This is a genomic window from Streptomyces botrytidirepellens (assembly GCF_003721215.1).
Classification (GTDB): Bacteria; Actinomycetota; Actinomycetes; order Streptomycetales; family Streptomycetaceae; genus Streptomyces; species Streptomyces himastatinicus.
Genome location: NZ_RIBZ01000868.1, coordinates 1 through 26,972 on the forward strand (window position 1 = coordinate 1; position 26,972 = coordinate 26,972).

Below are 26,972 nucleotides of genomic sequence, written 5' to 3' on the forward strand. Positions count from 1 at the left end.
CCGGTGGCGCCGGGGACGCGGGTGCGGGTGGTGCCGGGGACGCTGCGGCCGGTGGTGCCGGGGATGCCGCGGGCGGTGCCGGTGAGGCCGCTGGCGGTGCCGGAGACGCCGCGGGCGGTGCCGGTGAGGCCGCCGGTGGTGCCGGTGGTGGGGGCGAAGCCGCTGCCGGTCTCGTCGGCGGCGATGCCATCTTCGGCGGTGGCTCCCGCTGCTCCCTCGGCTTCAACGTGTCCGTCGACGGAGCCCCCGGCTTCCTGACCGCGGGCCACTGCGGCAACGAGTCCGAGACCTGGACCGCGGACCAGGCGGGTGCCCAGGCGCTGGGCACGGTCCAGGACACCCAGTTCCCCGAGACCGACTTCGCGCTCGTCATGTACGACGACGCGACCACCCAGCCCGAGAGCGCGGTCAAGCTCGCCGACGGCAGCAACCAGGCGATCGGCCGGGCCGTCGAGGCCAGCGTGGGCCTCGAGGTGCAGCGCTCCGGCAGCACGACGGGCGTCAGCGACGGCGAGGTCACCGGCCTGAACGCCACGGTGAACTACGGCGGCGGCGACATCGTCAACGGCCTCATCCAGACGAACGTGTGCGCGGAGCCGGGCGACAGCGGTGGCGCGATGTTCGCCGGGGACGCGGCGGTCGGCCTCACCTCCGGCGGCAGCGGCGACTGCACCCAGGGCGGCGAGACCTTCTTCCAGCCGGTGACCGGCGCCCTGGAAGCCACCGGCGCGGTGATCGGCGCCGATGGCGGCGGCGCGGCGGGTGACGCCGGTGGCGAAGGTGCCGCGAACGCCGGTGCGGGCGATGAAGGCGCTGCGAACGCCGGTGCCGGTGACGAGGGCGCTGCGAACGCCGGTGCCGGTGGCGAGGGCGCTGCGAACGCCGGTGCCGGTGGCGAAGCGGGTGCCAACGCGGGCGCGGGTGCCGCGAACGCCGGTGCGAACGCCGGTGCGAACGCGGGCGCCAACGCCGGTGCGGGCGCCGGTACGGGCGACGACGAGGACGGCGCCGGAGCCGGTGACGCCGCCGATGACGCCGCCAGTGGGGCCGGGGTCAACTGACCCGCCCCACCCCTGAACGAGGCCCCGGGCGCCCTCCTGCCCCAGTGCCCGGGGCCTCACCTTCCCCCTGTCAGCCGCCCTCCGGGGCGGGGGTCAGGGGAGCGGCGGGCGGAGGCAGCAGCCCGGCCGCCTCCGCCGCCGCGCCGAGCACATCGTGCAGCACGGCGGGGGTGAGACGGCCGGTGAAGGTGTTCCGCTGGCTCACGTGATAGCAGCCGAACACCCGCAGCGGGGCGCCCCCATCGGTGGCTTCCAGCGTGATCCGTACGCCGTGTCCGAACGCGGGCCGCGGCCGGGGCACGGCCCATCCGGCGGCGTTCAGCGCGGGCAGGGCGGCCTGCCAGCCGAACGCCCCGAGGACCACGACGGCCCGCAGGGTCGGCCGGAGCAGCCGCAGTTCCCGCTCCAGCCACGGACGGCAGGTGTCCCGCTCCCCGGGAGTGGGGCGGTTGGCGGGCGGTGCGCAGTGCACCGGCGCGGTGATCCTGACCCCGCGCAGCGCGAGACCGTCGTCGCGGTGGGTGGCGGTGGGCTGGTTGGCCAGGCCGACCGTGTGCAGCGCCGCGAACAGGAAGTCGCCGGAGCGGTCGCCGGTGAACATCCGGCCGGTGCGGTTGCCGCCGTGCGCGGCCGGGGCGAGACCCACTACTGCGAGCGCCGCGTCCGGCGGACCGAACCCGGGCACCGGCCGGGCCCAGTAGTCCCAGTCGGCGAAGGCGGCCCGTTTGGTACGGCCCACCTCCTCCCGCCAGGCGACCAGCCGCGGGCAGGCGCGGCACCGGCTCACCCGTTCGTCCAGCTCGGCGAGGGTGCGGGCTCCGGGCGCCCGGCGGGCGGGTTCGGAAGCGGAATCCGTTGTGGTCATACGTCGCGCGAATGCCCCGATCCCTTGCGCAGGAAACGCCGCAGCCGGGTCAGCGGCCACGTGTTGATGACATCGTCGGTGGTCAGCCAGGCGCGCTGGGCCATGCCCACCCCGTACCGCGGATTGGCGAGGTCCAGCGTCGAGTGCGCGTCGCTGTCGATGGCGAACACCACGCCGTGCTCCTTCGCCCGCAGGATGTTCTCGTCCGACAGGTCCAGCCGGTTCGGATGCGCGTTGATCTCCAGCGCGGTGCCGGTACGGGCACACGCGGCGAACACCGCGTCGAGGTCGGCGTCGACACCGGGCCGCTTGCCGAGGATCCGGGTCGTCGGATGGCCGATGATGTTGACGTGCGGGTTCTCGCAGGCCCGCAGGAACCGCCGGGTCATGGTGTCCCGGTCCTGGCCGAACTGCGTGTGCACCGAGGCCACGCACAGGTCGAAGCCCTCGAGGAAGTCGTCGGGCCAGTCCACCTCTCCGTCGGCGTCGATGTTCAGCTCCACCCCGTGCAGCAGCCGCATGTCCCGGCGGCCGCGCCCGCGGTCCATGGCGCGCAGCCGCTCCCGCTGGGCGAGGATCTTCTCCTTCGTCATCTGCTGCATGTACAGCTTCGGCGCGTGGTCGGTGACGGCGTAGTACGCGTAGCCGCGCCGCTCCGCCGTGGCGATCATGTTCTCCAGCGGTTCGAGGCCGTCGGTGAGATTGGTGTGGGTGTGCAGATCGCCGCGCAGATCGGATTCGCTGAGCAGCGTGGGCAGTTGGCCCCCCAGCGCGGCCTTCACCTCGCCGCGGTCCTCGCGCAGGGTCGGCGGGATCCAGTCCATGCCGAGCCGCGCGTACACGTCCTCCTCGCTGCGGGAGGCGATCTTCTTTCCGCTCTTGGTCTCGAAGAGGCCGTATTCGGAGAGCTTGAGGCCGTGGCGCACCGCGATCGCGCGGACGCGGATGTTGTGGGCCTTTGAGCCGGTGAAGTACAGCAGCCCCGCGCCCCAGGAGTCGAGCGGCAGCACCCGCAGATCCACCTGGAGCCCCTTGGTGGTGCGGATCGAGGTCTTCTTCTCGCCGTGCGCGATGATCTCGGCGGTGTACGGGAGGGCGGTGAACGCGTCCATGAAGGCGGCCGATTCGGCCGCCGCCACCAGGATGTCCACGTCGCCCACGGTCTCCCGCATCCGGCGCAGCGACCCCGCGTACGCCGCCCGCTCACAGCCCGGCACCTGTGACAGGGCGGCCACGATGTCGTCGGCGACGTCCATGGCCTCGTCGAGCGGGACCCGGCCGCCCGCGGCCCGCAGCAGCCCGATGCCGTGCAGGATGTTCTCCTCGGACTTCGGCCCGAAGCCCTTGAGGTCGCGCAGCCGGTGTTCCTCGATCGCGGTGGCCAGCTGCTCGATCGAGGCGATGTTCAGCTCCTCGTACAGCAGCATGGCCTTCTTCGGCCCGAGCGCCGGGATCGCGGTCAGCTCCCGCACCCCGGCCGGGATGGCGGCGCGCGCTTCCTCGACGGCGGGCACGTGTCCGGTGCGCAGATACTCGACGACCTTCTCGGCGATCGACTTTCCGACGTTGGGGATCTCCCGCAGCCCCTTCACATCGAGCCCCGACACATCGGTGGGATGGCCGCCGATCGACCGTGCGGCCTTCTCGTAGGCGCGCGCCCTGAACGCGTCCCCGCCCGTGATCAGGAGGAGATCGGCGTACTCGCGCAGGAGGGCTTCGACCTCCTCGTTGGAGCGAGCCATGGGACAGATTCTAGTCGCGGTACGGCCGGACGGCCCCAGGGAGCGCCTTGCCGATCATGCTCGCTGATCCGGCCTGATCGACAAGACACCCCCTGGCGATCCCGGAGAGCTGGAGGGATGCTTGGTTCGTGAAGCGCCCCACGCGGCCGAAGCGGCGCGGGCCTACGCGGCCGAAGTGGCGCGGCGATCCGGGCGCCCGTCCGGGTCGTGTGTTTCCCCGGTTTGGGGGAGGTCATGGACGTTGGATTCCTGAAGCCGTTGTTCGATCGTCCCGGTCCCTGGGCGTGCGTCTACCTCGACACCTCGCGTGCGACGGAGGACGCCCCCACGCGGCGCCGGCTGCGGGAGCGGTTCGTGGCCGGTCAGCTGACCGCCCAGGGCGCCGACCCCCGCACCCGTGAGGCGGTGGTGAGCACACTGGCCGGTCAGCGGGCGGCCACCGCATCCGCCGGACGGGCGCTGTTCGCGTCGGACGGCGAGGTGGTGCTCGACCTGCCGCTGGCCGCTTCCCCGGGCGACGTCGTCACGTCCTGGTCGCCGCTGCCCCGGGTGGCGCCGCTGGCGTCGCTGCGCGGCGAGTGGCCGTCGTGCCTGGTGGCGTACGTCGACCGGACGGGTGCCGACCTGGAGCTGCGCGACGAGGGCGGAGCCCGCCCGGTGTGCCGCGCCACGGGCCGGGCGCCACGGGGCCGCGGCCACCGGTCGGTGCCCGCCGACCGGTACGAGTGGCACTACCGCAACCGGGTCGAGAACGGCTGGGAGCACACCGCGGACCTCGTCGCCGAGGAGCTGGTGCGGCAGTGGCCGGACAGCGGCGCGCCCCTGCTGGTGCTGGCGGGTGATCCGCGCGAGCGCAGGGCGGTCCGTGACCGGCTGCCCGAGCCGCTGCGGGACCGGGCGGTGGAGGCGCGGCACGGCAGCCGGGCGCCCGGAGCCGCCCGGGACCTCCTGGAGGCGGAGATCGACCATGCCCGCGCGGACCACGCCCGCGCCCATCTGGAAGCCGTGCTCGATCTCTTCCGCGCCGGGCGCGGCCGCCCCGGAGGGCACGCCGCGACCGGCCACGACGGCACCGCGCCGAGCGGGGCGGCGGAGGGGGTGCCCGCGGTGGTGGAGGCGGTGCGCAGCCATCAGGCGGCCACCCTGCTGCTGGGCCAGGCAGGCGGCGACATGCGCCATGAGGTGTGGATCGGCCCCGGTGCCGATCAGGTGGCGGTGCAGCGGGCCCAGGTGCGGGCGCTGGGCGTGCGCGCGCCCGAACCGGCGCGCGCGGACGACGCGCTGATGCGGTCCGCGGCGGTGGCCGACACCGAGGTGCTGCTGGTCCCCGAGGGCCTGGCGGGGCCCGCCGGAGGGCTGGGCGCGGTGCTGCGCTGGCACGGACAGGGCTGAGCGCCGTCACGTCAGGAGCCTTCAGACGCACGCGTTCTGAAATCGTGTCGGAAGCGAATCGTGTCGAAAGCTATTTTCTCGGCGAGTCAGTCACCTGAGAGAAGTTCACACTTTTGTATGCTTTCTTCAGCGCGTCGTTCCCCCCTGTCGGACAGTCACTGTCCGTACGGTCACGAAAGGGGCTCCCAATGCAGCAGACGATGGAGGTTCGCCCACCGGTACCCAGCCGTTCCAGTAGTAGATGGCGTCGATACGGTCGGCTCGCCGCCGCGAATTTCGTGCGGGGCGCGTCGTATGCATGCGGCACCGCGGCCATCGGCCTGATGGCGTGGTGGGTGCAGACCCACTAGCCCCCCTGGTTGTCGCGACAGCCGCTCGGGGCGGCTGTCGCGGCGGTTTCACGGCTGCGGATGGGGCTGCTGGCGGAACCGGAAGCCGTGATGTGCCTTGCGGGGTTCGTGGCCTCCGAGCCGGGCTCGCAGCTGGATCCCGTGAATGACCTCGATGATGCCCAGAACGATCAGCCAGACGCCGGTCACCAGGGTGAGCGCGGCGATGGAGCCGAAGGGCGACACGATCAGCACGATTCCGGCCAGGGCGCTGACGACACCGAGGAAGATCTGCCAGCCGCGGGCGGGGATCCCCTCGTCCTGGATGGCCGTGACGGTGTGCATGACACCCCGCAGCAGCCAGGCGAATCCGATCCACAGGGCGAGCAGCAGGACCGACTGGGCCGGACCACGGAAGCAGAGCAGGCCGAGGAACACGCTCACCGCGCCGCTGACGAAGCCGAGCACCCGCATCGACCGCGGGGTGTGTGCCCCGAAGGCACCGACCAGCTGGAAGATGCCGCTGATCAGCAGATAGACACCGAACAGGGCGCCGACCACCGCCAGGGTGGCCGCCGGCCACACCAGCACCAGCAGCCCCAGCACGATCGCGGCCAGGCCCGCGGTCAGCAGGACCTGCCAGGCGGCGTCCGACAGGGTGCCCAGGAGACCGGTGAAGGGCCCCTCCGGGCCGGTGGCGCGCTCGTCGCGCTCCTTCCGCTGATCGGCGTCACGTGAGTTGTCCGAGGGGAACGTCATCGTCGTTCACCTCCTTGAGGAAACGGTGACACCACCATCCTCGCTCCGCGCGCGCCGAATCGCCTGGTGACAGCCGGTGGCGCCGGGTGGCGCCGCGGTCAGCCGCCGGTGGCGAAGCCGGGGAAGAGGGTCATCCCACCGTCCACGTAGAGCGTGGTGCCCACCACGTAGTCGCACAGGTCGGACGCGAGGACGACGGCGGCGTTCGCGATGTCCTGCGGATCGCCGATCCGGCCGTAGGGGATCAGCTCCAGCAGGGCCGTCCTGGCGTCCTCGGTGTCCCACGCGTCACGGTTGATCGGCGTCCTGATGGCGCCCGGCGCGATCGCGTTCACCCGGATCTTCTCGGGCGCCAGCTCCTGGGCCATGGTCTGCATCATCATCGCCACGCCGCCCTTCGACGACGCGTAGTTCACATGTCCGGCCCAGGGGATGATCTGGTGGACCGAGCTGACGCAGATGACCTTCCCGGCCGCCCTCGACACCTCCGGAACGACCCCGCGCCGCCGGAACTCCTTGACCGCCTCCCTGGCGCACAGGAACTGACCGGTGAGGTTGACGGAGAGCACCTTCTCCCAGTCCGCCAGGGTCATCTCCACCGTCGGGGCGTCACGCTGGAGTCCCGCGTTGGCGACCAGGATGTCGATCGTGCCGAGCCGGTCGACCATGGCGGACACCATGTCCACCACCTGGTCCTCCCGCGACACATCCGCCTGGTGGGCGTACGTGCGCACACCGTGGCCCTCGATCTCCTTCACGACGGCCTCGGCGGACGGCCGGTCGGAGACATAGTTGACGACGACATCCGCGCCGGCGCGCCCCAGGGCGATCGCGGTCGCCTTGCCGATGCCCGAGTTCGCCCCGGTCACCAGCGCCTTCTGGCCCTGGAGGAGCTTGAGGTCGGACACCGCGGGCGGGCCTTGGAGGGTGGTCACGGGGCTTCTCCTTCGCTGGGCATCGGTGATCCGCGCCCCGACCCTCCCAGTCCGGAGCGGAGCCGGGCGCTCTCCACGGCGCCACGGTCACCCGCTGAGGCGATGCACATCGTTCCAGCGGCGCAACGCGGGGGAGCGGCGGGCGGCAGGCCGTTCAGTTGGCGCTCGGCTCGGCCAGGGCCTGGGCGCGCAGCGTCGAGCAGGTGCGGTTGATGAGCCGGGAGACATGCATCTGGGAGATGCCCAGCTGCTCGGCGATCCGGCTCTGGGTCATGTCGCAGAAGAAGCGCATGTAGAGGATCTGGCGCTCCCGGGCGGGCAGCCGCCCCAGCCCCGGGCGCACCGCCTCGCGGTCCACCACCCGGTCGTACGCGGGCTCCTGGCCGCCGAGCGTGTCCGCCAGCGAGTAGCCGTCGTCCGCGCCGGTCAGCTGGGCGTCCAGGGACAGCGGGGTGAAGCTGCCCATGGCCTCCATGCCGACGCGCACCTCCTTCTCGCTGAGGCCGGTGCGCTCGGCGATGGCCTCGGTGGGCACCGTGGCGTCGTAGAGGGAGTGGGACAGCTCCCGGTGTGCGGCCCGCACCCGGTTGCGCAGCTCCTGGACCCGGCGCGGCACGTGCAGCACCCACAGGTGGTCCCGGAAGTGGCGCTTGATCTCGCCGACGATGGTGGGCACCGCGAAACCCGCGAACGCCGTGCCGTGTTCGGGGTCGTACCGCTTGACGGCCTTCACCAGGCCGAGCGCGGCCACCTGCTCCAGGTCCTCCAGGGATTCGCCGCGGTTGCGGTACTGGCGGGCCAGCCGTTGCGCCATCGGCATCCACGCCTCCACCACCCGCTGCCGCAGCGCCTCCTTCTCGGGGCCCTCGGGGAGGCGGGCCATCTCGTGGAACTCGGCGCTGGTGTCCGGGGCGTCGTCATGCGGGTGCTTCGAGGAGCCGGAGCGGGGACGTGCCGTGTGCTGCGCTGCGGTCGTCATGTCACACACCTCCTGCAAGGGGCTGACGGGGTCGCCTGGGACCGTGGTCGCTGCCATGCGGGAGCGCGCAGGATACGGACCGGTGGGCCGCGTCCTGGAGCGGTCGGACTGCTCCCGCGGTGCGTGCCTCCGGTCCGAAGCACGAATATCCGCCTGCCCGGGGCCTCCAGGGGTAAACCCCACCCGATTCCGGCCCGGACACCGTGCGCCGGGCGCCGCCCTCGGCCCGGTAGCGCCGAGCCCTCAGCCCAGCAGCGCCGCGACCGTGAAGAGCACCGGCACGGCCAGCACCGTGGACAGCAGGATGGATTCGCGGGCCAGGATGGTGCCCGTCTCGTAGCGCACGGCGTAGGTGAACAGGTTCTGAGCCGCGGGGAGCGCGGAGGTGACGACGGCCGCGAAGAGGGCGGTCCCGGCGAGCCCGAAGAGACCGGCCGCGATGGCCCAGGCCACCACCGGCTGGCCGAACGACTTCAGCGCCACCGACAGCAGCACCGGGCCGCGCTCCTCGCCGCGCCCGGGCAGTGCGCTGCCCGGCAGCGAGATCCCGAAGGCCAGCAGCACGGCGGGTACGGCCATGCTGCCCACCAGGTGGAACGGTTCCATGAGGGGCCCGGGCACCCGCCACCCGGTGGCGGCCACCGCGACCCCGGACAGCGAGCCGATCACGATGGGGTTGCGGAACGGGCTGGTCAGCCGGCGCAGTATCGAGGGCGGGTGGTCCCCGGGGCGGCTGAGGTCGATGACGGTGAGCGCGATCGGTGTCATCACCAGCTGCTGGAACAGCAGCACCGGGGCGATGAGCGACGCGTCGCCGAGGACGTACATGGCGATGGGGATGCCGAGGTTGCCCGCGTTCACATAACTCGCGCACAGGGCGCCGATCGTGGTGCGGCCCACGCTCCACCTGCGCACCGCGCCGACCGCGACGAACGCGCCCGCCACCACGAAGGTGCTCGAGGCCGTGACGAGCAGCGGGGTCGAGACGATGACGGACAGGTCGGCGTGGGCCAGGGTGGTGAACAGCAGGGCGGGGGAGGCGACGTTGAAGGAGAGCTTGGTCAGCACCTCCCGGCCCTGCCCGCCCAGCGCTCCGCGGCGGCCGAGCACATAGCCGGTGACGATGATGCTCGCGATGACGCCGAAGCCGGTGATCACACCGCCCACGGGGCCTCCGCCCGGCCGGGGTTCCGGTGGGCCGCGAGGCGCCGCGGAGCGGGGTGGCTTCTCGGGGTGCGGGGCAAGGGGCAGGGCGCGGCGGTCATCTTCGGTGTCTTCCCGGGCTGGAGTTGTCAGCATGCACCCTACAAGTAACCCGGTGTGTCTGTGCAGAAGACGGGACGCCGTCCCACTATGTGATCGTCAGGGTGCGTTCGCTCCTTGCCCGTGAGCTGTTGCCCGCGTAGATCTGGATCTCGCCCTTCTCCACCGTGAACGTGCCGTCCCGGTCGTGGGTCCAGAACCCGAGGTCCTCGGCGCCCAGCCGGAAGCGGACGGTGGTGGACTTCCCTGCGCCGAGGGTCACCCGGCGGAAGCCGCACAGCCGCCGCACCGGTTGCACCAGGCTCGCCACCGGGTCGCGCAGATACACCTGCACCACCTCGTCGCCCTCGCGTTTCCCGGTGTTCCGCACCGTGACCGCCACCTCCACGGTGTCGCCCTTGCGCAGCGCGTCGGCCGCGATACGGCTGACGGACAGCTTCGGCTCGCCGATGTCGAAGGTGGTGTAGCTGAGGCCGTGGCCGAAGGCGAACTGCGGGCCGTCGGCGAGGTCCAGGTACTTGGAGGTGTACTTGTTGTCCGGGTCGTAGGGGCGCCCGGTGTTCTCGTGGTTGTAGTAGATGGGGATCTGCCCGGCCGAGCGCGGGAAGGACACCGGCAGCTTGCCGCCGGGGTTCACGGTGCCGAACAGGACGTCCGCGATGGCGTGTCCGCCCTCGATGCCCGGATGCCACGCCTGGAGCACGGCGGGTGCCGACTCCAGCCAGCCGCCCATCGTCAGCGGGCGCCCGCTGACCTGGACCACGACGAAGGGCGTGCCGGTGTCCGCGATCGCCGCGATCAGCTTCTCCTGCTGTCCGGGCAGGCTGATGTCGCTGCGTACGGCCGCTTCCCCGCTGAGCGCCGAGGCCTCCCCGACCACGACGACCGCCACCTCGGCCGCCCTGGCGACCGCGGCGGCCTTCGCGATGCCACCGGTGTCTTTGCCTGCCGGGTCAACACCGGGGGCGTGGGTGACCCGGGCCTTCGGCGCGGCGTCCTTGACCGCGTCGAGGACGGTGACCGGCGGGAACTTGTCCGCCCAGGGCCCGGCCCAGGAGCCGCGCAGATCGGTGGAGTCGGCGAAGGGGCCGACGACGGCGATGGAGGAGGCCGACGGGCTGAGGGGGAGGAGAGGTCCCTTCTCCTTCCCGGCCGGGGCGTTCTTGAGCAGCACCATGGTGCGCGCGGCCGTCTCGCGGGCCGCCGCCCGGGACGCCTTGGTGGGCTCCTCGATCGCCGCATCCTCGTCCACATAGGGGTGTTCGAAGAGCCCGAGCCGGAACTTGAGCCGCAGGATGCGGGCCACCGCGTCGTCCAGCCGGGCGGTGGTGATCGCGCCGCTGCGCAGCAGCCGCTTGCCGTGGTCGGCGAGGGTGGTGCTGGCCATCTCCATGTCGACCCCGGCGTTCAGCGCCTGCCGCCCGGCGTCGGCGTGGTCGGCGGCGAAGCCGTGGACCGTCATTTCCTGAACGCCGTTGTAGTCGCTGACGACGACGCCGCCGAACTCCCACTCGTCCTTGAGGATGTCGGTGAGGGTGTGCCGGTTGCCGTGGGCGGGGACCCCGCTGATGGTGTTGAAGCTCGCCATGACGGTGGCCACCCCGGCGTCCACGGCCGCCAGGAACGGCCCGAGGTAGAGGTTGCGCAGCCGGGCCTCGGAGACGTCCACGGTGTTGTAGTCGCGGCCGCCCTCGGCGCCGCCGTACGCCACGAAGTGCTTGGCGCACGCCGCGAGCCGGTCCTTCGCGGCCAGGTCCTCGCCCTGGTAGCCGCGGGTCTTGGCGGCGGCGATCGCGGCCGTCAGGTGCGGATCCTCGCCGCTGCCCTCGGAGATCCGCCCCCAGCGCGGTTCGTGGGTGACGTCCATCATCGGGGAGAAGGTCCAGTGCACCCCGTTGGAGCGGGCCTCCTTCGCGGACACCTCGGCGTCCCGCGCGGCCACCGCCGGGTCGAAGCTCGCGGCCTGGGCCAGCGGGATGGGGAACGTGGTCCACAGGCCATGGATGACATCGAGCCCGAACACCAGCGGGATGCCCAGGCGTGACTCCTCGACGGCCATCCGCTGGAGCGTGTTGGTGGTCTTCGCCCCGTAGATGTTGAGCACGGAGCCCAACCGTCCCTGCCGGGCCGCCTTCTCCGCCTCGGCGGTCTGCCCGCCGCCGGGCCCGGTGTCGCCGGTCCAGGCGAGCTGCTGGAGCTGGCCCAGCTTCTCCTCGACCGTCATCCGCCCCAACAGGGCCTGGACCCTGGCCTCGTACGGGGCGGGCTCCGCCGCGGGCCGCTCGCCGGGGCCCGGGCGCTCCCGGGCGTGGGCGGTGCCGGTTGCGGCCTTGCCCGCGATGGCCGTGCCGCCGGCCGCGGCGAGCACCGTTCGTCTGCGCACACCATTCATGTTCTTCGCCCCTTGAAGAGTCTTGAAGAGTTCTGAGGGTGTTCGACGGTTCGATCTTTCAAAAGTCGAACTGAAGTTACGGAGCCGTTTCCGGGGCGTCAAGGGTGCCTATTGACGGGCGTGGTGCGGGATCCCATACTCTTCGCCACGGTTAACCGTGAACGGTTAACTGATATCCAGGGCAATGGGGCCCAGAGCAGGAGAACCACATGACCTCACGCCACGCGTCCGCCCAACTCCGTCGCACCGTGTTGTCGAGCTTCATCGGCAACACCATCGAGTTCTATGACTTCCTGCTCTACGGCCTCGCCAGCGCGCTGGTGTTCGGCGATCTCTTCTTCCCGAGCCTGAGCCCGTTCGCGGGCACCCTCGCCTCGTTCGCCACCTTCGGCATCGGCTTCATCGCCCGCCCGCTCGGCGGCTTCGTCTTCGGCCACCTCGGCGACACCATCGGCCGGAAGACCACGCTGGTCACGACGTTGTGCGGGATGGGCGCCGCCACCTTCGCCGTCGGTCTTCTGCCAACGTACGACACCATCGGCATCTGGGCACCGGTGCTGCTCGTGGTGCTGCGCTTCATCCAGGGCTTCATGGTCGGCGGCGAATGGGGCGGCGCCATGCTGATGGTCGTCGAGAACGCCCCGGCGCACCGCCGCGGCTTCTTCAGCGCCTGGCCCAACACCGGCGGTTTCTCCGGACAGCTGCTGGCCACCGGCATGTTCGCGCTGATGGGCACCCTGCCCGACGGGCAGTTCCAGTCCTGGGGCTGGCGCGTGCCGTTCCTGTGCAGCGCGGTGCTGGTGGGCGTAGGGCTGTGGATGCGCGGCCGGCTCGGTGAATCCGAGGTGTTCGAGCAGGTCAAGCACGAGGAGGGCAAGGCCAAGGCGCCGCTGCTGGACGTGCTGCGCCACGACTGGCGCAGCGTGCTGCTGATCATGTCGCTGCGGTTCAGCGAGAGCGTGCCGTTCTTCCTGCTGACCGTCTTCGCGGTGTCCTACGGGCCCGAACACCTCGGCATCCCGAAGGCCACGCTGACCACCGCCATCATGATCGCCTCGGTGCTCGCGTTCCCCGCCCACGGCTTCTTCGGCGCGCTGTCCGACAAGGTGGGCCGCCGCCCGGTCTACGTCTACGGCGGCCTGGCCGCCGCTGCGCTGGCCTTTCCCGCGTTCTGGCTGCTGAAGTCCGGCTCGGAGGTGCTCATCGTGCTGGCGTACTGCCTGGTCATCAACCTCGCCCACAATGCCTGCAACGCCGTCCAACCCGCCCTGTTCACCGAGCTGTTCGGCTCCAAGGTCCGCTACAGCGGCGCCTCGGTCGGCGCCCAGCTCGGCGCGATCGTGGCCGGTGGCCTCACCCCGTTCATCGCCACCGCGCTCACCGGCGGCGGCGACAACTGGGTCCCGGTGGCCGCGTACGCGAGCGCCGTGGCCCTGGTCTCGGCGGCCGCCGCGTACTTCTTCACCCCCGAGACCTCCCGCCGCGACCTGGTCGACACCAGCTCCGCGATGGCGGCCGGGTCCGAGCCCGCGCCCGCACCGGACACCGGGACCGCCAAGGCGCCGGAGACCGACGCGGTCGCGCCCTGAGACAGGAGTCGGCCATGACCGTCCACCGCGAGTTCGTCCTGCGCGACGACCCCCGCTTCGGCCACTGCCACGCCTCCACCCTGCTTCCGCTGCCGGACGGCGAGGTGCTGGCCGCCTGGTTCGCCGGAAGCCGGGAGGGTGCGGACGACGTGGCGGTCTGGCTGGCGCGGCGGACCGGCGGCGGATGGGGCGCGCCGGTGAAGGTGGCGGACGAGGCGGGGCTGCCGCACTGGAACCCCGTCCTGTTCGCCACCGGCCACGGCGAGGTGCTGCTCTTCTACAAGACCGGCCACCGCATCCCCGACTGGCGCACCCGGGTGCTGCGCTCCCGGGACGGCGGCCTGAGCTGGTCCGCCCCCGCCGAACTGGTGCCGGGCGCGGACGGGGCCGGTGGCCGCGGACCGGTGAAGAACAAGCCTCTCCGCCTCGCCGACGGCGGCTGGCTCGCGCCCGCGTCGGTCGAGGAGCCGCAGAGCGCCGACGGCCGCTGGGACGCGTTCACCGACCGCTCGGACGACGGCGGCGCGAGCTGGCGGCGCTCCGCGCCCGTCCCCCTGGACCGCCCGGCGTTCCCCGGCGCCGGGGTCATCCAGCCCGCGCTGTGGGAGAGCGCCCCGGGCGAGGTCCGGATGCTGCTGCGCAGCTCCTGCGGCCGGGTCTGCCGCAGCGCCTCCCACGACGGCGGTGTCACCTGGTCGACCGCGCACCCGCTGGACGTACCGAACAACAACAGCGGTCTGGACGCCGTACGGCTCGCCGACGGCCGGGTGGTGCTGGCGCACAACCCGGTGGCCGCCGAATGGGGCGCGCGCACCCCGCTGGTGCTGTCCGTCTCCGAGGACGACGGGATCACCTGGCGCCGGGCGGTGGTGCTGGAGGACCGCCCGGTCTCCCGCCCCGGCGCCATCGTCCCGGACGAGACGGGCGTGCGGACCGACGGCCACAGCGAGTTCTCCTACCCGGCGGTCCTGCCCTGGGCGGACGGCGTCGCCGTCACGTATACCTGGCAGCGGCGCGGCATCGCCTTCGCCACCGTTTCCGAAGCGGCCCTGAGGAGGAATAATGAGTCAACGGTTAACCGTTGACTGAAGGACGTTCCGCCCCCCAGAAGGAGCCCGTCGGTGCCCATCACCTCGCTACAGCAGCAGTCCCTCGGCGATCTGGTCGCACACGAACTGCGCGTCCTCATCATCTCAGGACGGCAGCGCCCCGGCACCCACCTCGTCGAAGGTGCCCTCGCCGAGCAGTACGACGTCAGCCGCGGCCCGGTCCGCGACGCGCTGCGGCAGCTGGAGGCCGAGGGGCTGGTCGAATCCCGCCGCCGCGGGGTCTTCGTCACCGGGCTCACCGAGGACGACGTGGACGAGCTGTACACGCTGCGGGAATCCCTGGAGACCCTCGCCCTCACCCTCGCCATCGGCCGGGCCGAACCCGGCGACTGGGACCGCGCCCAGGGCTTCGTCGACCGGATGCGGGACGCCGCCGACCGCTCCGCGCCCAGCGACTTCGCCCTCGCCGACCTGGAGTTCCACTCCCAGTTCTACGTGCTGTCCGGGCACCGCCGACTGGTCGCGGTCTGGGAGCAGTACCGGCCCACCTTCGGCGTCGTCCTCGACGTGACCAACGCCCAGGACGTCGATCTCCACCCCTCCGCCGAGGCCCATGTCGACCTGCTGAAGACCGTGCGCAGTGGCGAGACCGAGACCGCCGTCACCACCCTGCGGGAGCACCTCCTCGGCGCCAAGAACCGGCTCCGCTCGGCGCTGCGCGCCGCACGGGCCTCCGCCGACGGCTGACCGTCCGCGGTCCGCGCCCCCGGCCGCCGTGCCGGGGGACGTCAGACCCCGCGCTCGTCCATGCCCTGCATCAGCGCCTGGTGGCTGGCGCGGACGTGCTCGCGCATCACCCGCTCGGCACCGTCGCCGTCCTTGGCCTGGATCAGGCTGAGGACGCGGTGGTGCTCGGAGTCCGACTCGATGAGCCGCCCGGGGCGGGACAGCGAGGTGCGCACCAGCCGGGCGTAGGCGAGCTGGTTCATCAGGGTGCGGTAGTGCCCCTCCAGCTTGCTGTTGTCCGCGCCCTTGACGATCAGGTCGTGGAACTCGTGGACCAGCTCCGCGTACCGTTCGGCGTCACCGTCCCTGACGGCCTGGTCGGCCGCCCGCATGCTGGCCTCCAGCTGATCCACCTCGGGCACGTTCCCACGGAAGGCGAGCAGCCGGGCGGCGGCGCCCTCGAACAGCTCCTTCATCTGGAACAGCTCGGTCAGCTCACGGCGCGACGGTACGGCGACGAACGTGCCGACCCGCGGCCGGACTTCGACCAGCCCCTCTATCTGGAGCTGCTTGAGGGCCTCGCGGATGGGCGTCCGGCTGACCCCGAAGGTCTCGGACAGCGCCATCTCGGACAGGCTGGAGCGGGGCGGCAGTTCGCCACTGATGATCATCTGCCGCAGCTCTTCGGCGACCCGCGCCTGCATGCTGGTCTGCTGAAGCCGCTTGCCCGTGGGTTGTTGCATGGCACGGAACCGTAGGCGGGGCGCTCTCTCCCCGTCAACCTCGCCGTCGGTCAAGGGCAGGCTCGTGTGATCTGCCATACAAGAGCGCTCCCGTCCGTCCCTACGTCACGACCTGAGGATGAACGGATCCCCGGCCGGTTCCTCGCTGGTGTTGATCCACACGCTCTTCAGCCGGGTGTACTCCCGGACCACCTCCGTGCCGTGCTCGGTGCCCATGCCGCTGTTCTTGAAGCCCGCCCGGGGCGACATCGGCGACATCGAACGGTAGGTGTTGGCCCACACCGTGCCCGCCTCCAGTCGGGCGGCCATCCGGTGCACCCGGTTCACATCGCGGGTCCACACGCCCGCCGCGAGGCCGTACGCCGAGTTGTTGGCGATGGACAGGGCCTCCTCCTCGGAGTCGAACGGCATGACGGTGGCCACGGGCCCGAAGATCTCCTCCTGGCAGATCCGCAGCGTGTTGTCGACGCCGGTGAACACGGTGGGGGAGTAGAAGTACCCGCCGAGCCCCGTGTCCGGCCGGGCCCCGCCGCAGACCACCTTTCCGCCCTCGGAGCGGCCGAGGTCGACGTACGACTCGACCTTCTCCAGCTGCTCGGCGATGGCCAGCGGGCCCAGCTCGGTGGCGTCGTCGAGGGGGTCACCGATCGCGATGGTGGCGGCCCGTGCCGACACCCGCTCCAGGATCTCGTCGTACACCTCGCGGTGCACCAGCACCCGGCTGCCCGCCACACAGGTCTGGCCCGCGGCGGCGAACACCCCGGCGATCACGCCCATGGCGGCGGAGCCCAGATCGGCGTCGGGGAAGATGATGTTGGGCGATTTGCCGCCCAGCTCCAGGGTGCAGCGGATCAGCCGGTCGGCGCAGGTGCGGGCGATCCGGCGGCCGGTCCCGGTGGAGCCGGTGAAGCTCACCTTGGCCACGTCCCGGTGCTCGGTCAGCGGGCCGCCCGCGGTCGCGCCGAAGCCGGTGACCACGTTGACCACGCCCGGCGGGAAGCCCGCCCGCTCGAAGAGCGGGGCGAGGGCCAGCAGGGAGGCCGAGGTGTGCTCCGAGGGTTTGATGACCATCGTGTTCCCGGCGGCCAGCGCCGGGGCCAGCTTGGTGGCGGTGAGCAGCAGCGGGGAGTTCCAGGGGGTGATGGCGCCCACCACGCCCACCGGTTCGCGCAGGGTGTAGTTGAGCAGTTCGCGGCTGGCGCCCGGGATGACCTCGCCCTGGATCTTGTCGGCGAGCCCGGCGTAGTAATAGAAGTACTCGGGCAGGCCCGCGAGTTGGGCCCGCATCTCGCGCAGCAGCTTGCCGTTGTCGAGGGATTCGGTGCGGGCCAGCTCCTCGGCGTGTTCGCCGATCAGATCGCCGAGGGTGCGCAGCAGCCGGCCGCGCCGGGTCTGGCTCAGATCCCGCCAGCGAGGATCCTCGAAGGCGGCGCGGGCGGCGCCCACCGCGCGCTCCACATCGGCGGCGGTGCCGTTCGCCGCCTCGTACCAGGGCTCGGCGGTGGCCGGGTTGACGCTGGCGAACCATTCGCCCTCGGCTGGGGCGGTCCACTCGCCCGCGATGTAGTGGTCATGGCGCGGCAGGCGGTTCATGAGCTGTGGCACTCCTGATGTCCGGTGTGGCTTCCGGTGTGACTTCCGGTGTGGGTGAGGATCGTGTCGGCGAGTCGCTCCGGGCACTCCAGCGGCAGCAGATGGCGGGCCCCGGGCACGATCACCGCCCGGCCGCCGGGGATCCGCCGCGCGAGTCGGCGCGACATGGCCGGGGTGGAGCCGGGGTCGTCCTCCCCGGTGACCGCGAGGGTGGGGGCGGTGATCCGCGGCAGCAGCGGCCACAGCCCGGCGTCGGCGGTCGCGAAGACGTCGTAACAGGCGAGGTACGAGACGGGGTCGTTGGCCAGCAGCGTGTCCAGCACCCGGCGCGCCAGGAGGGGCTCCTGGGCCCGCCAGCCGGGCGAGAACCAGCGGTCGACCGCCGCCCACGCGGACGCCCCGAAGTCCCGGGCCGCCACCTCCCGCCGCCGCGCCACCGCCGTACGCTCGTCCTCCGACCGCCCCGCCACCGAGCTGACCAGCGTCAGCGAGGCGGTGAGGTCCGGCCGGTCCAGGCCGAGCTGCTGGGCGACCAGGGCGCCGAGCGAGAAGCCGACGATGTGTGCGGGTCCGCTCAGCAGGGCCGCGACATCCGCGGCCAGCTCGGCGAGCGACACCCCGGGGGCCGCGGCCGGGGAGGCGCCGTGGCCGCGCAGGTCGACCAGCGTGACCCGGTGCCGGGCCGTGAGCGCGGGCAGACACCGCTCCCACATGCTCCGGTCGAGCCCGACGCCGTGCAGCAGGACGAGGCCGGGCCCGGCGCCGTGCGTCTCGTGGCCCAGCGCGACCGGGGTGGTGGAGCGCGCCCCGGGCGTACCCACGCCGCTCACTGCTCCGTGGCGAGCGGGGCCAGCCGGGCCTGGGGGCGGCCCTGGGCGGCGGCCGCGAGCCCGACCACGATCTCGTCGGCGCGTGGTCCGTCCGCCACCCGCACCTCGATGCTCTGGTGGTGCGAGCGGATCGTGGCATCGGTGATGTGCTTGAGCGGGATGTCGAAGACCGTGCCCGCGGCCGCGCGCTTCTCCACGGCGGGCAGCAGCGTGGTGGCCTTCGCCGCCCGGCGGAAGTGGTCGCCGAACTTGAGCGTGTGGATCAGCCCGGAGCCGTGCTCGATCTCCCCGTCCAGGCCCACGACGGCGGCCTTGCCGTACGCCTCGACCGGCGCGCCCAGCGCCTCGACCACCCGGGGCGCCAGCAGCTCGCCGAGCTTCGGCGCCACCTCGTCGATACCGGGCAGCAGATCCGCCACGTAGCCCTGCCCGGCCCAGGGGTTCTCGATGATGGCGAGCACCACCGCGGTCCGGGCGGGCGGGTCCACGGGGCGGCCGCCCTCGCTGTGGATGTCCTCGGTGAAGGTGATGATCTTGCGGACGTTCACTGCACGGTCTCCATGTTTTTCGTGTCTTCCCGGCCTTCGCGGTCTTCCTGGCCTTCCAGGTCGGCGAGGCGGATGACGGGGTCGGTGGCCCGGTCCCCGATGCGCGCGTTGGGGCGGGGGCCTGAGGCACCGGCCGCGATGACCACGATCTCGTCGGGCCGGGGCGCGTCGGGGATGCGGATCTGGCACGTCTGGTAGTGCGAGCGGGTGGCGGCCGCCGTCTTGTGCCACAGCGGTACGGTCAGCGGCTCGCCCGCCGGAAGCCGGTCGTCGCTGAACACGATGATCGAGGTGCCCTCGGTCAGCTCCCGCAGGACGTTGCCGAAGAACGGGGTGTGGATCAGCGCCCCGCCGTGTTCGATCTCCCCGTTCAGGCCGACGATCGCGGCCTTGCCGAACGCCTCGACGCGGTCCACGCCGCCCAGCGCCTCGCTCACCCGGTCGGTGAGCAGCCGCGCCAGCCCCGGGGCGATCCGCTCGACCTCGGGCTGGAGATCGGCGACCAGGCCCAGGCCCGCCCATGGGTTACGGATCACCGCGGCCGCCGCGGCCCGGCGCACCGGCACGGCCACCGGCCGCCCCAGCTCCAGCAGCAGTTCGTCGGTGACGCTGACGACCTTGCGCAGGCCCAGGTCACTCATGGCCGCCGCCACCGGTGAACCGCGGCATGACCTTCTCCGCGAACAGCTCCAGGCTGCGCATCGCCTTGCGGTGTTCCAGGCCGGGGTGGGTGGTCCACAGCAGCAGATGCTCCAGGCCCACCTCGTCCCGCAGCTCGGCGATCTTCTCGGAGACGTACTCGGGGGTGCCGACCAGCAGATTGCGCTCCGCCAGGAAGTCGAAGGACAGCTCGTGGGCGTCGGTCAGCTCCTCGCCCGCCTCCATCAGGTTGCCCAGGCCTCGGAAGTGCATGATCCACCGGTAGGTGGTCATCAGCGCCTCCTCGAAGTCGGCCCGGGCCTGCTCCATGGTGTCGGCGACGTACACGTCCCGTACCAGGCCGATGCCCTCGCCGAGCGCATACGCGCGGCCCGATGCCTCGCTCGCGGTGGAGCGGTACAGCTCGAAGCGCTCCTTGAGCGCCGAGACCGGCGGCAGCCAGAACATCCCCTGGACCCCGTCGGCCGCGGCCGCCCGGATCGACCGCGGGCTGTCGATGACCTGCCACAGCGGCGGATGCGGGCGCTGCAACGGGTACGGCGTGACCTGCATCTTGGTGATGACCCCGTCCTCCATGTAGTCCGGGGTGGCGGGGGAGAGGGGGTGGTTCCACTTCACCCCCGGGGCGGGGAACTCGTAGAAGCGGCCGTGGTGCGAGAAGAACTCGCCGCTCCACGCCTTGCGGAGGATCTCCACGGTCTCGTCGTACAGCGCGCGGTTCTGCTCCTGGTCGCGCGGATCGGCGAGCGCGTTCAGGTTGAGCGCCTCGCGACCGTACAGCCCGCGCCCGAGGCCCACCTCGACGCGGCCGCCGGAGAGCTGGTCGAGCATCGCGATGTCCTCGGCGAGCCGGAGCGGATGCCAGAAGGTGGCGATGTTCGCCGCCTGGCCGATCCGGATGTTCTCGGTGCGGGCGGCGATGTCGGCGCCCATCAGGACCGGGTTCGGGGTGATCTCGATCGCCTCGTGGCCGAAGTGGTGCTCGGTATACCAGGTGGACCAGAAGCCCGCCCGGTCGGCGGCGACCGCGAACTCCCGGGCCTCGTCCATGACTTCGGCGTAGGAGCCGAGCCGGCCCGGTGCTCCGAGGTTGTGGAATATCGAGAAGCGCATGCAGCGTCCGTCCTGTTCTTCCGGGTCACGCTGTGCCATGGCAGGGAGGCTAGGAGTCCGGTTGGTGCCCGTCAAGGGTTAACGTCCAGGCAACAACTTTGACCTGTGTATTTGGTGCGAGAACGGTTCTTTCCCGGCTCATTTGTCCCAAGGTGTTGACAGTGGCGGATGGCATTCCTACCGTCCTCTGCCATACAAGAGCTGAATGAGGGATCCGTCATGACGCACACTCTTGACCGCACCGCCCGCATCCGCTCCGCCTGGCAGGCCGCCTGGGATCAGGGCCGGGTGGAGGCGCTCGACGAACTGCTCAGCCCCGGCTACGTGCGCCGCCGCGGCCCCGCCGCGGCGCCCCAGGACCGCGAGCAGTTCAAGGACTCCGTCCGCGCCATCCGCGAGGCGTTCCCTGATCTGCACACCGAGATCGAGGAGATCGTGGAGGACGGCGAGGAGCTGGCGATCCGCTGGCGCAGCACCGGCAGCCACACCGGCGACTTCCTCGGCGTGCCGCCCACCGGCCGCCCGGTCGAGGTCTCCGGCGCCACCTTCACCCACTTCGACGGCGGTGTGATCGCCGAGGAATGGGTGACCTGGGATCCCCGCCAGCTGCTGGAGGCGCTGGGGATCATCACCACCACCCAGGAGGCCGCCGTCGACGCCGATCTGGTGCGCGGGGTGCACCGCAAGTTCATCACCGGCGTGACCGTGGTGACCACCGACGACGCCGGTACGCCCAGGGGGCTGGCCGTCAACGCCTTCTCCAGCATCTCGCTGGACCCGCCGATGGTGCTGGTGTGCGTGCAGCGCAGCTCCACCACCCACCCCGCGCTGCACCGGGCCACCCACCTGGGCATCAACATCCTCGCCGCGAACCAGCTCGACGTCGCCAAGGTCTTCGCGTCCAAGTCGGACGACAAGTTCGCCGGGCTGTCCTGGACCGCGGGCGCCCACGGCGCACCGCTGATCGACGGGTCCTGCGCCCAGCTGGAGGTGGAGATCGGCGAACGGCTGGAGGCGGGCAGCCACACCGTCTTCACCGGCCGGGTGGTCGCGGCCCGTCACGAGGACCTCGCACCTCTGGTCTACAGTGGCGGTGGGTTTTTCGATATCTCGAACACAGCGCCTTTGCCGTGGTGAGACGCCCCCGGCCGCGCCTGGACCCACCCTTCCCCCCGCTCATCGCCACCCCTTGACGCCCAGATCTCCCCTGTCCCCCAGGAGCACGCCCATGACCCACGACGATGCGGCGCCGGTCTACGGCAGCGCGGTCACCAAAGTCGAACCCTTCGGGGTCGACCACATCCCCGACAACGAGCGGCACGGCAAACCCAGCTCACAGTTCTTCGTCTGGTTCGCCGCCGGTCTCAACTTCCCCATCATCCTGCTCGGATTCAGCGCGATCAGCCTGGGCCTCAGCTTCACCGGCGCGGTCGCCGCGATCGTCGTCGGGGCCGGGGTCGGATCGGTGCTGATGGCCGTGATGTCCAAGATGGGCGTACGGCTCGGGGTGCCGCAGCAGATCCAGGCGCGCGGGCCGCTGGGCTTCTTCGGGAACTTCCTGCCGGTGGCGTACATCAATGTGTTCGCCGGGGTCGGCTGGGCCTCGGTCACCGTGATCCTCGGTGGCAAGGCGATCGCCGAGCTGACGCATCTGCCCTACTGGATCTGTGGACTGCTGCTCACCGTCATCGAGCTGGTGGTGTCCATCTTCGGCTACAACATGATCAATTTCCTTCAGCGTGTGCTCACTTATGTGCTGACCCCGCTGTTCATGATGATCACTGTCGTGGCCCTGGTGCGCGGCGCTGGCACCTTCGACGCCAACCCCAAGGCGTCCGGCTACATCGGCGACACGGGCGGCTGGATCACCTTCTGCGGCTGGTTCCTCTCCTTCCTCGTCGCCTGGGCACCGTTCGCCTCCGACTACTCGCGCTATCTGCCCGACACCCCGAAGGTGGTCAACCGCACCGCCTGGTACACCGGGTTCGGCAACTTCGTCACCATCGCCTGGCTCGGCATCCTGGGCGTCCTGGTCGGCTCGAACGCCAACAGCACCGACTCGATCACCGCCCTCCACGAACTGGCCGGGCCGTTCGCCATCCCCGCGCTCATCGCGGTCGGCCTCTCCGCGCTCGCGCAGAACTTCCTCAACGTCTACGGCGGCGCGATCTCCGTCCAGACCCTGAAGGTGCCGGTCACCCGGACCCAGGCGGTCACCGTCATCTGTCTGCTGGCGTATGTGATCAGCCTGTGGGGCGAGTCGGGGATCGAGGAGAAGTTCTCCGTGTTCCTCAACCTCACCGCGTACTTCATCGCGCCCTTCGCCACCGTGCTGCTCCTGGACTACTGGCTGGGCGGCCGCTCCGACCCGGCGCGGATCGCCGAACTGTACGACCGCGCGCGGGTGCTCTCCTGGGGCTTCGTCGCCTGGGCGGGCGGCGTGGTGGCGTCCATACCCTTCTGGGAGTCCAAGCTGTACACCGGGGCGTTCGCCTCGGCGTACCCCGGCGCCGGAGACCTGAGCATGTACGTCGGCGCGGTCGCCTCCGTGGTGCTCTACCTGCTGACCTACCGGCTGAAGCCACTGTGGGTGCGCGCGGGTGCGGACACCCCGGCCGGGCCGCCCGCGGAACCCGCGACGGTGGCAGGCTCCTGACGGCCCCTCGATGAGCGGGCGGCATCGCGGCGGCGATGCCGCCCGCCCCCTATTGCACTGGCCGTTCCAAAACGTGTTACGGTCCTCGCATGGCCCGGCCGAGGATGTTCGACGAGGAGCGGGCCCTGGACGCGGCGATGCGCGCCTTCTGGGCGAACGGCTACGAGGCCACCTCGACCCAGGATCTGTGCGCCGCCACCGGACTGGGCCGCAGCAGTATCTACAACACCTTCCACAGCAAGCACGACCTGTTCCAGCGGGCGCTGGCCCGTTACATCGACATCAAGACCACCGCCCAGATCGACCTGTTGGAGGACGAGGAGCGGCCGGTCGTGGAGCGGATCCGCGCCTTCCTCGCCACCATCATCGACAGCGAATTCGAGGAGCGGGCGCACGGTCACAGCCTCGGCTGCCTGACCGTCAACACCACGGTGGAGCTCGCCGGGCGCGATCCGGAGATCGCCGCGATGCTGGAGCGGGACCTGGAGCGCCGACTGGCCGCTCTCGGCGTCGCGCTGCGTGGCGGTCAGCGCGACGGTCACATCGCATCCGCCCGTGACGCGGAGTCGCTGGCCCGCTTCGTCAACGCGGTGACCGGTGGAATGCGGGTCGCGGCCCGGGGTGGCGCCGGCCGCGCCGAGCTGGAGTCCATCGCCTCGACGGCCATGGATGTCCTGATGCCGTGATGTGCTGATCCACTGAGCCCTGCCCGGCCCGGAAGGGCCGTTTTCATGCCCAAGTTTTGCACTGTTCGATCTAAAACCAATGAGGAGCACCATGCCCCGTGCCGTCTATGTGCTGGCCCTCGGCATCTTCGCCATGGTCACCAGTGAGTTCGCCGTAGCCGGCCTGATGCCGCAGATGGCCCAAGGGCTGGACGTCACCATCCCGCAGGTCGGCTATCTCATCACCGCTTTCGCGGTCGCCATGGCCCTCGGAGGGCCACTGCTGACCGTCGCGCTGCTGAGGACACCTCAGAAGACCGCGCTGATGGTGGTGTTCGCCGTCTTCCTGGCGGGCAACGTGCTGGCCGCCACCGCACCCGGATACGGGGTCATGATGCTCGCGCGCGTCATCACCGGCACCGCCTCCCAGGCATTCTTCGGAGTCGCCATCTCGATGTGCGCGCGGCTCACCCGCCCCGAGATACGTGGCCGCGCCATCGGAGTGGCCATGAACGGACTGATGCTCGGCACCCTGCTGGGGCTGCCCGTGTCCACCCTGATCGGTGAACACCTCGGCTGGCGCGCCGCCTTCTGGGCCATCTCGGTCCTGGCCGTCGCCGCGGCACTGTGCACGCTCGCCGGGGTGCCCCGGCTGGAGCGCGCCGAGGGCGGCGGGACCTTCCGGCAGGAGCTGGCCGTATTCCGCAACCGCCGGCTGTGGCTCGCGCTCTCCACCAGCACCCTCATCATCGGCGCCACCTTCTCCGCGTTCAGCTACTTCAACCCGATCCTCACCGAGGTCACCGGATTCGGCGCCGGAACCGTCCCGCTGCTGCTCATCGCCTACGGCGCCGCCACCGTGGTGGGCAACACCATCGTCGGACGCCTCGCCGACCGGCACACCCCGCAGGTCCTGCTGTGCGGGCTGATCCTCAACACGGGCTTCCTCCTCGGCTTCGCCCTGCTGGCCCATCTCAGCGTCCCCGCCGTGGTGTTCATGATGGGCATCGGCCTGGTCGGCGTCACCATGAACCCCGCGATGGTCACCCGGGTGCAGCGCATCGGCAACGCCGGGCCGCTGGTGAACACCGTCCACACCTCCTTCATCACCCTCGGCGTCATCATCGGCTCCTCGGCCGGCGGGCTGGCCATCGACACCTTCGGCCTGCGGGCCCCGGTCTGGTTCGGCGCCGCGCTGGCGGCGATCGGTGTCTTCACGGTCGTACCCGAACTCACCGCCCGTGCGGACGCGCCCCGGCGCCGCGTCGCCTGCGCGCCGTGCGAGCCCGTCGCATAGACTCCGAGGCCGTCTTGTGTCCGTGCACCGGGGACCGCCGTCAGGCGCTGCGGAAGGAGCACTTCCCATGACGACCGCGCGAGTACGCCGGGTCGACGTGCCACAGGTGATGCCGGGCGGCGAGGACTTCGGGGAGCCCGACTACGTCTCGGCGTTCGAGCTGACGGCACCTCGGGCCCGGACCCCCGAGCAGTGGGCGCGGGCCACGTTCGAGGGCGCCCCGGCCCTGTCGCGGTGGTTCCTGGTGCGCGGATGGACCCTCGGCCTGGGGCTCCGGCTGGGGCCGAGGACATCGCCGGCCCATGTCCTGGGCTGGCCGCTCACGGATTCCGGCGCCGACTCGGCCACCCTGGCGGCGCGCTCGCGGCTGGTCGCCGCGCGCAACGTCGTGGTCGTGGACGGCGCGAGGGTCGTATGGGTCACCTCGGTGCGCTTCCACGGGCCCCTCGGCCGCGTGGTGTGGGCCGTGGCCGCGCCGGTCCACCACCTGGCGGTCCCCTTCCTCCTGGGGCGGGCGAGCCGGCGCGGGTGAGCGGCCCGTCGGCTCAGGCGGGGCGGCCCAGTTCCTTGCGGAACAGGTCCAGCACATTGCCGCCGAGGATCTGGTGGACCGCCGCCTCGGAGAACCCCCTGTCGATCAGCGCATCGGTGACCAGGGGGAGGCCGCGAGGCCCTTCCAGGCCCGGGACGAGCAGCTCGGCGTACTCCAGGTCCTCGCAGCACGGCGGGTTGACGTCGGCGCTGACCTCCTTGATGAAGTCCGGCCCCAGACCCACCCGGTCCGGCCCGGCGACCTCCGCGATGTGGGCGATGTGGTCGGCGAGCCGGTCCACCGTGCGCTCGGCGGGATCGACGGCCAGGAACTCGCCGAGGAAGTTCACGCACACCATGCCACCGGTGGCCACGATGCCGCGGATCTGCTCATCGGTGAGGTTGCGGTGGTGGTCGAGCAGCGCACGCGCCGACGAGTGGGTGGCCATCACCGGGCGGGTGGCCAGCTCCAGCACATGGGCGACGCCCGAGGCGCTCAGGTGCGAGACGTCGAAGAGGATGCCCAGGCGCTCCATCTCCCGCAGCGCCTCGACCCCGGCCGCCGTCAGCCGGCTGCCGGTGGCGTCCTCGCCGCTGCCGTCGGCGAGCGCGGTACGCCCCCAGTGGGCGATGGACGCGACCCGCACGCCCAGGCGGTGGACGGTCGGGATCAGCTCCACGTCGGCGTCGATCCCGGGGGCGCTCTCCAGCGCCAGCACCAGCGCGATCCTGCCCTCCGCCAGCGCGGCGTCGATGTCGGACCCGTCCAGGCACAGCCGTACCTCGTCCGCGTTGCCCTCGGCCAGCGTATGGGCGCACTCGATCATGCGCAGCGTCTCCCGCAGCGCCCCTTCGGGACGGAACTGGTCGTCGATGAAGACCGGCAGCACCTGGAGGTCCACCCCGCCCTCGCGCAGCTGGGGCAGCCACCGCTCCCGGAAGAAGGACGCCCAGCGCCGCGGCGGGCGGGCGGCGACGGCGATCAGCAGATCGTTGTGGGCGTCGGCGACGACCGCGCGGTGATGGAGTTCGCGGGACACGTGCGGCATTCCTCCATGGTTCAGGGGGCGTTACAGGGTGGGGCACCCCGAACCTAACGATGTCGCGGCGGCGGGGGAAGCGGAATACGGCCGGAGTTCCGGCCCGCTGTTTCCCGCGCCCCCGGCGGGGCACCCGGGGCGACCGGAGGTGGCCGATGGCGGACGGCGACGGGACCGCGGCCCCGCCCGGGAACGGCGCCGCGCCCCCGGCGGGC

24 protein-coding genes are annotated in these 26,972 nt (G+C 71.6%); 10 read left to right on the forward strand and 14 right to left on the reverse strand.

Annotated features, from left to right (window positions below):
- The coding region (locus tag EEJ42_RS46880) for a S1 family peptidase (RefSeq protein ID WP_148082235.1) at nucleotides 1–1,061 on the forward strand (1,061 nt) is incomplete at its 5' end.
- Nucleotides 1,062–1,131: 70 nt separating this feature from the next.
- On the opposite strand, the gene EEJ42_RS46885 is transcribed toward EEJ42_RS46880, so the two are convergent.
- Together EEJ42_RS46885 and polX are read right to left on the reverse strand one after the other, a co-directional pair.
- Nucleotides 1,132–1,926, reverse strand: coding sequence for a uracil-DNA glycosylase (locus EEJ42_RS46885; RefSeq protein WP_123108252.1), 795 nt, complete (start codon nucleotides 1,924–1,926; stop codon nucleotides 1,132–1,134).
- Nucleotides 1,923–3,668 carry a DNA polymerase/3'-5' exonuclease PolX gene (gene polX, locus EEJ42_RS46890; protein ID WP_123108253.1) on the reverse strand — a complete coding sequence of 582 codons (1,746 nt, stop codon included), beginning with the start codon at nucleotides 3,666–3,668 and terminating at the stop codon, nucleotides 1,923–1,925. The genes EEJ42_RS46885 and polX overlap by 4 nt, the downstream gene beginning before the upstream one ends.
- 234 nt (nucleotides 3,669–3,902) lie before the next feature.
- Between polX and EEJ42_RS46895 the strand changes: the two genes are divergently transcribed.
- Nucleotides 3,903–5,060 (forward strand): baeRF2 domain-containing protein, encoded by a 1,158-nt coding sequence (locus EEJ42_RS46895; protein ID WP_123108254.1) that lies wholly within the window; start codon nucleotides 3,903–3,905, stop codon nucleotides 5,058–5,060.
- Between the two features lie 398 nt (nucleotides 5,061–5,458).
- On the opposite strand, the gene EEJ42_RS46900 is transcribed toward EEJ42_RS46895, so the two are convergent.
- The 5 genes from EEJ42_RS46900 to EEJ42_RS46920 all read right to left on the reverse strand — a co-directional run bounded on the left by EEJ42_RS46900 (nucleotide 5,459) and on the right by EEJ42_RS46920 (nucleotide 11,717).
- Nucleotides 5,459–6,148: an HdeD family acid-resistance protein gene (locus EEJ42_RS46900; RefSeq protein ID WP_184503607.1), complete on the reverse strand. Its 690-nt coding sequence runs from the start codon at nucleotides 6,146–6,148 to the stop codon at nucleotides 5,459–5,461.
- 98 nt (nucleotides 6,149–6,246) lie between these two features.
- Complete coding sequence (locus EEJ42_RS46905) at nucleotides 6,247–7,083, reverse strand: SDR family oxidoreductase (RefSeq protein WP_123108255.1); 837 nt, start codon at nucleotides 7,081–7,083, stop codon at nucleotides 6,247–6,249.
- Nucleotides 7,084–7,237: 154 nt separating this feature from the next.
- Entirely contained in the window at nucleotides 7,238–8,062 is an 825-nt protein-coding gene (locus tag EEJ42_RS46910; protein ID WP_123108256.1) for a SigB/SigF/SigG family RNA polymerase sigma factor, read from the reverse strand.
- Between the two features lie 243 nt (nucleotides 8,063–8,305).
- Entirely contained in the window at nucleotides 8,306–9,229 is a 924-nt protein-coding gene (locus EEJ42_RS46915) for an AEC family transporter (RefSeq protein ID WP_123108257.1), read from the reverse strand.
- 184 nt (nucleotides 9,230–9,413) lie between these two features.
- Nucleotides 9,414–11,717: a glycoside hydrolase family 3 N-terminal domain-containing protein gene (locus tag EEJ42_RS46920; protein ID WP_123108258.1), complete on the reverse strand. Its 2,304-nt coding sequence runs from the start codon at nucleotides 11,715–11,717 to the stop codon at nucleotides 9,414–9,416.
- A gap of 209 nt (nucleotides 11,718–11,926) precedes the next feature.
- Between EEJ42_RS46920 and EEJ42_RS46925 the strand changes: the two genes are divergently transcribed.
- From EEJ42_RS46925 to EEJ42_RS46935, 3 genes are read left to right on the forward strand one after another with little or no spacing between them, the layout of a single operon-like run.
- Nucleotides 11,927–13,306 (forward strand): MFS transporter, encoded by a 1,380-nt coding sequence (locus EEJ42_RS46925; protein WP_123108259.1) that lies wholly within the window; start codon nucleotides 11,927–11,929, stop codon nucleotides 13,304–13,306.
- 14 nt (nucleotides 13,307–13,320) lie between these two features.
- Entirely contained in the window at nucleotides 13,321–14,391 is a 1,071-nt protein-coding gene (locus tag EEJ42_RS46930; RefSeq protein WP_123108260.1) for a sialidase family protein, read from the forward strand.
- Nucleotides 14,392–14,427: 36 nt separating this feature from the next.
- Nucleotides 14,428–15,102 carry a GntR family transcriptional regulator gene (locus EEJ42_RS46935; RefSeq protein WP_009712462.1) on the forward strand — a complete coding sequence of 225 codons (675 nt, stop codon included), beginning with the start codon at nucleotides 14,428–14,430 and terminating at the stop codon, nucleotides 15,100–15,102.
- 41 nt (nucleotides 15,103–15,143) lie between these two features.
- Here the strand turns inward: EEJ42_RS46935 and EEJ42_RS46940 are convergent, their stop codons facing one another.
- The 6 genes from EEJ42_RS46940 to EEJ42_RS46965 form a co-directional block, all read right to left on the reverse strand.
- The gene (locus EEJ42_RS46940; protein WP_123108261.1) at nucleotides 15,144–15,824 is read right to left on the reverse strand and encodes a GntR family transcriptional regulator; all 681 of its coding nucleotides are present in this window, start codon (nucleotides 15,822–15,824) and stop codon (nucleotides 15,144–15,146) included.
- 105 nt (nucleotides 15,825–15,929) lie between these two features.
- Nucleotides 15,930–17,417, reverse strand: a complete 1,488-nt coding sequence (locus EEJ42_RS46945) for an aldehyde dehydrogenase (RefSeq protein WP_123108262.1) — start codon at nucleotides 17,415–17,417, stop codon at nucleotides 15,930–15,932.
- Nucleotides 17,414–18,238: an alpha/beta fold hydrolase gene (locus tag EEJ42_RS46950; protein WP_246097909.1), complete on the reverse strand. Its 825-nt coding sequence runs from the start codon at nucleotides 18,236–18,238 to the stop codon at nucleotides 17,414–17,416. Before EEJ42_RS46950 ends, EEJ42_RS46945 begins: the two co-directional genes overlap by 4 nt.
- Nucleotides 18,239–18,243: 5 nt before the next feature.
- On the reverse strand, nucleotides 18,244–18,795 hold the full coding sequence (locus EEJ42_RS46955; RefSeq protein WP_123108264.1) for an amino acid synthesis family protein: 552 nt from the start codon (nucleotides 18,793–18,795) through the stop codon (nucleotides 18,244–18,246).
- Nucleotides 18,792–19,436, reverse strand: a complete 645-nt coding sequence (locus EEJ42_RS46960) for an amino acid synthesis family protein (protein ID WP_123108272.1) — start codon at nucleotides 19,434–19,436, stop codon at nucleotides 18,792–18,794. The genes EEJ42_RS46955 and EEJ42_RS46960 overlap by 4 nt, the downstream gene beginning before the upstream one ends.
- Complete coding sequence (locus EEJ42_RS46965; RefSeq protein WP_246097912.1) at nucleotides 19,429–20,607, reverse strand: LLM class flavin-dependent oxidoreductase; 1,179 nt, start codon at nucleotides 20,605–20,607, stop codon at nucleotides 19,429–19,431. Before EEJ42_RS46965 ends, EEJ42_RS46960 begins: the two co-directional genes overlap by 8 nt.
- A 180-nt stretch (nucleotides 20,608–20,787) precedes the next feature.
- Here EEJ42_RS46965 and EEJ42_RS46970 point away from each other — a divergent pair, with 180 nt between their 5' ends.
- The 5 genes from EEJ42_RS46970 to EEJ42_RS46990 all read left to right on the forward strand — a co-directional run bounded on the left by EEJ42_RS46970 (nucleotide 20,788) and on the right by EEJ42_RS46990 (nucleotide 25,718).
- Complete coding sequence (locus EEJ42_RS46970) at nucleotides 20,788–21,705, forward strand: flavin reductase (protein ID WP_221179499.1); 918 nt, start codon at nucleotides 20,788–20,790, stop codon at nucleotides 21,703–21,705.
- Between the two features lie 91 nt (nucleotides 21,706–21,796).
- Nucleotides 21,797–23,224 carry a purine-cytosine permease family protein gene (locus EEJ42_RS46975; protein WP_123108267.1) on the forward strand — a complete coding sequence of 476 codons (1,428 nt, stop codon included), beginning with the start codon at nucleotides 21,797–21,799 and terminating at the stop codon, nucleotides 23,222–23,224.
- Nucleotides 23,225–23,313: 89 nt separating this feature from the next.
- On the forward strand, nucleotides 23,314–23,910 hold the full coding sequence (locus EEJ42_RS46980; protein ID WP_123108268.1) for a TetR/AcrR family transcriptional regulator: 597 nt from the start codon (nucleotides 23,314–23,316) through the stop codon (nucleotides 23,908–23,910).
- Nucleotides 23,911–24,001: 91 nt separating this feature from the next.
- On the forward strand, nucleotides 24,002–25,186 hold the full coding sequence (locus tag EEJ42_RS46985; protein ID WP_123108269.1) for an MFS transporter: 1,185 nt from the start codon (nucleotides 24,002–24,004) through the stop codon (nucleotides 25,184–25,186).
- Nucleotides 25,187–25,253: 67 nt separating this feature from the next.
- The gene (locus EEJ42_RS46990; RefSeq protein ID WP_123108270.1) at nucleotides 25,254–25,718 is read left to right on the forward strand and encodes a DUF2867 domain-containing protein; all 465 of its coding nucleotides are present in this window, start codon (nucleotides 25,254–25,256) and stop codon (nucleotides 25,716–25,718) included.
- Nucleotides 25,719–25,731: 13 nt separating this feature from the next.
- Here EEJ42_RS46990 and EEJ42_RS46995 read toward each other — a convergent pair whose 3' ends face one another.
- Nucleotides 25,732–26,766: a dipeptidase gene (locus EEJ42_RS46995; protein WP_221179500.1), complete on the reverse strand. Its 1,035-nt coding sequence runs from the start codon at nucleotides 26,764–26,766 to the stop codon at nucleotides 25,732–25,734.
- Between the last annotated feature and the right edge of the window lie 206 nt (nucleotides 26,767–26,972).